The organism is Kribbella sp., from assembly GCF_035687465.1.
Taxonomy (GTDB): domain Bacteria; phylum Actinomycetota; class Actinomycetes; order Propionibacteriales; family Kribbellaceae; genus Kribbella.
On record NZ_DASRXP010000624.1, the window covers coordinates 1 to 3,597 of the forward strand.

4 protein-coding genes are annotated in these 3,597 nt (G+C 67.2%); all 4 read left to right on the plus strand.

What is annotated here, in order from left to right; all coding sequences use genetic code 11:
• Window positions 1-1,001 (plus strand): phage baseplate assembly protein V (locus VFG33_RS32995; RefSeq protein WP_325056917.1); only part of this gene is annotated, 1,001 nt, incomplete at its 5' end.
• A 16-nt stretch (window positions 1,002-1,017) separates the two neighbouring features.
• A complete protein-coding gene (locus VFG33_RS33000) occupies window positions 1,018-1,458 on the plus strand; it encodes a GPW/gp25 family protein (protein WP_325056918.1) in 441 nt (146 codons plus the stop codon).
• The gene (locus VFG33_RS33005; RefSeq protein WP_325056919.1) at window positions 1,458-3,404 is read left to right on the plus strand and encodes a putative baseplate assembly protein; all 1,947 of its coding nucleotides are present in this window, start codon (window positions 1,458-1,460) and stop codon (window positions 3,402-3,404) included. The genes VFG33_RS33000 and VFG33_RS33005 overlap by 1 nt, the downstream gene beginning before the upstream one ends.
• On the plus strand, window positions 3,404-3,597 hold a 194-nt coding region (locus VFG33_RS33010), incomplete at its 3' end, for a hypothetical protein (RefSeq protein ID WP_325056920.1). The genes VFG33_RS33005 and VFG33_RS33010, both read left to right, overlap by 1 nt.

Sequence of the window (3,597 nt, forward strand, 5' to 3'; positions counted from 1 at the left end):
TGGTGGACCAGCCGGTTTCGTTCGATGCCAATGGCGCACCCGCCGCCCAGGCCAGGGCGGCGGGACTGGCCGATCAACTTGCGGGCACCTTTGCCGAGGCGGTCGGTGAAAGCATCGGAGATCCGTGGCTGTCGGCGGGCCGGGCCGTGGACATCTCCGGAGTCGCGGCGCCGTTCGCCGGTCGGTGGACGCTGACCCGGGCCCGTCACGAGATCGAGTTCGCACGCTACCGCACCAGGTTCGAGGTGAGTGGGCAGCAGGACAGGACCCTGCTCGGACTCACCAGTGGTTCCAGGGTCGCTGACCACCGGGTTCACGGGGTGGTCTGCGGCATCGTCAGCAACAACAACGATCCGCTGGGCAAGGGCAGGGTGAAGCTGATCCTGCCCTGGCTTTCGCCGGAGTACGAGACCAACTGGGCCAGTGTGGTCCAGCCGGGCGCGGGGCAGCACAGTGGCGCGATGTTCTTGCCGGAACCGGGCGACGAGGTGATGGTCGGATTCGAGTTCGGTGATCTTCAGCGGCCGTACGTCCTCGGCGGAATCGTCAACAACCGCAGCATTTACACGCTCGGTGCCCAGCCGGTCCGGGTGGTTGGCAAGAGCGCCGTGGTGCAGTGGCGAGGTCTGGTCGCCCCGTCGGGAAACAGGCTCGCCTTCCACGACGAGATGTCCACTCCGGACAAGGTCGAGCAGGCCGAGATCCTGCTTGGCAGCGGCGATGGGAATCTGACTCTTCGGATCGATCAGGTCGCCGGCGTCCTGTCGCTGAAATGCCTGCCGGGCAAGGTCACCCAGCCCGGTGAGAAGGGTCGTCTCAGCATCGAGTGTGGTCCGGGTGGGGTGATCGACATCAAGGCGGGCGCCGGCGGCACGGTGTCGATCGACGGTGGTGCCGCGCTCAATCTGAAGGCCCAACGCCTGAACCTGGAGGGCGCGCAGATCACCGTCAACGGGACCGGTCCGCTCGAGCTCAAGGGCAAGCCGATCAAGCTCAACTGAGACGGAGGAGATGCGAGTGAGCACGGAGACCGTGGCAGGTCTGCTGTTCCCGGTCGACTGCGCCGGGCTGGGCAGATTCGGCATCGCGCGAGGAACGGACAAACTCGAGCAGGGGATGAAGGTCATCCTGCAGACCTACCCGGGTGAGCGGGTGATGCGCCCGGACTTCGGCTGCCGGCTGCGGGACTTCGTCTTCGAACCGATCACCGATTCCTTCAGCGCGAGGCTGGCTGACGAGATCGAACGGGCGATCACGGTGTGGGAGCCGAGGGTGCTGGTCGAGGACGTCGAGGTAAGACCGGACCAGTCCGTCGACGGTCTGGTGCAGATCGTCATCAGCTACCGAGTACGCAGTACAGATGAGGACGGCGAGGTTGTCGTGGTGTTCGGTATGGACAGCTTCCAGGCGGTGGCGGCGGTACAGGCCGACCTGCAGTCAGTGGGAGGTGAGGACTGATGGCCTTACCCGCACCCGATCTGGATGATCGGAGATTCGCAGACCTGGTCGAGGACGCGGTCAAGGTAGCGCGTCGGAGATGTCCGGAGTGGACCGACGACAACCCGGCCGATGTGGGGCTGGCCCTGCTCGAGGCCTGTGCGTACCTGACCGACCAGCTCTTCTCCCGCCTGAACCAGGTCCCGGACCGGCTGCACCTCAAGTTCCTCGATCTGATCGGCCTGCGGCTGGTGCCGCCGACCCCGGCCAAGGTGCCGGTCACCTTCTGGCTCTCGTCGCCGGCCAAGGCCGCGTTCACCATCGCTCCCGGTACCGAGACCGGCACGGTCAGGACAGAGACGGAGGAGTCCGTCGCCTTCTCCACCAGCCTGGAACTCGTCATCCCGCCCTGCTCAGTCACCGCTGTGGTGACCAGGTCGCCGGAACAGCCGGACGGGTACGAACCGGAACGGGCCGGCGTGGGGTTCGCGGCCTTCTCCACGCCACCACAACCCGGCGACGAACTCCTGGTGGGGTTGGATGCCGCGGTTCCGTCGGTGGCGATCCAGCTGGACTATGCGGGAGACACCGAGGGACTCGGCGTCGACCCGCTCAATCCACCCTTGGTCTGGGAGGCGTGGACGGGGGCTTCCTGGACGGAATGCGAGATCGATCGCGACGAGACCGGTGGGCTCAACCAGTCCGGCTCACTCGTACTGCACCTGCCGGCCGACCACCAGACCAGCATTGTCGGAGGGCTGCTGGCCGGATGGCTCCGGGCCCGAGTGGTTCCGGCCGAAGAGGGTCAGGCCGGCTATTCGGCTTCACCCCAGGTACGGCGGCTTGACGCCTGCAGCGTCGGTGGAACCGTCGAGTCGGTCAACGCCGACCTGATCTTCGACGAACTCCTGGGGGAGTCGGACGGGGTGCCCGGGCAGGTGTTCACCGTCCGGACGACCCCGGTCCTGGCCGGGTTGACCGCGCCGGTGATCGAAACGAGCTCCGACGACGGCTGGCAGGAATGGACCCAGGTCGAGGACTTCGCGGCGAGCGGTCCGGCCGACCGGCACTTCCGGCTCGACGCGGTCACGGGTGAAGTTGCCTTCGGGCCGGTGGTCCGGCTCGCTGACGGCGGGGTGCGCCGGCACGGGGCGGTTCCGGCCGACGGTGCGAGCGTGCAGCTTCGTGCGTACGCCACCGGCGGCGGGCTGCGGGGCAACGTTCCGCGGGCGGCTATCGCCACTTTGAGGTCGTCGATTCCCTTTGTGGCCGCGGTCGAGAATCGGCACGCGGCCCATGGCGGGACCGAAGGGGAGACACTCGACCAGGCCCGTGACCGAGCGCCGATTCTGTTGCGGACCCGGGCCCGAGCGGTCACTGCCGAGGACTACGAAGTCCTGGCGCGGGAGGCCGTACCGGAGGCGGCGAGGATTCGTTGTATCACCGCGGCCGGTACCGACGTGCCGACCGGAACGGTGAAGGTTCTGGTGGTCCCGGTCGCGTCGCAGTCCGGTGGTGTGATCACCTTCGCCGACCTGGTGCCCTCGGTTTCGTTGCTGGAACGCCTGGCCGAGCGGCTGGAGCAGGTGCGGCTGATCGGAACGCGGGTGTCTGTCGAGCCGCCGCGGTATCGGGGCGTCACCGTGGTGGCGCGGCTGGTCGCCAGGCCGCGCGTCGACCGCGACCGGATCCGGGTCGACGCGCTGGAGGTGCTCTACCGGTTCCTCAATCCCTTGCCTGGTGGGGGATTCGACGGTTCGGGCTGGGAGTTCGGACGGTCCGTGCGCTCCGGCGATGTCTATTCGGTGCTGCAGTCGGTTCGTGGGGTTCAGGCCGTCGAGGACATCCGGTTGTTCAGCGCCAATCCGGTCACCGGGGAACGCGGCGCGGAGCAAGCCCAAATCGATCTCGAACGCAACAGCCTGGTCTATTCGTTCGAGCATCTGGTCAGGGTGGAGGGCAACTGATGCTGATCTGTGGCGGGTGTGGACATCGCAACACCGAGCGCGACACGTTCTGCGGGTCCTGTGGCGAGTTCTTGGAGTGGAACGCCCAGCGGATCGTCCCGGAAACTCCCGTCGTCCAGGTCGAGGACCCTGAGCCGCTGCCGTCGAGACCTGGCCTGTTGACCCGAATCTCCCGCGCCGCCTCCGACCTCAT

Excerpts from the sequence above, each read along its gene's own strand:
- VFG33_RS33005 (WP_325056919.1), top strand. The coding sequence starts at position 1,458 with ATGGCCTTACCCGCACCCGATCTGGATGATCGGAGATTCGCAGACCTG.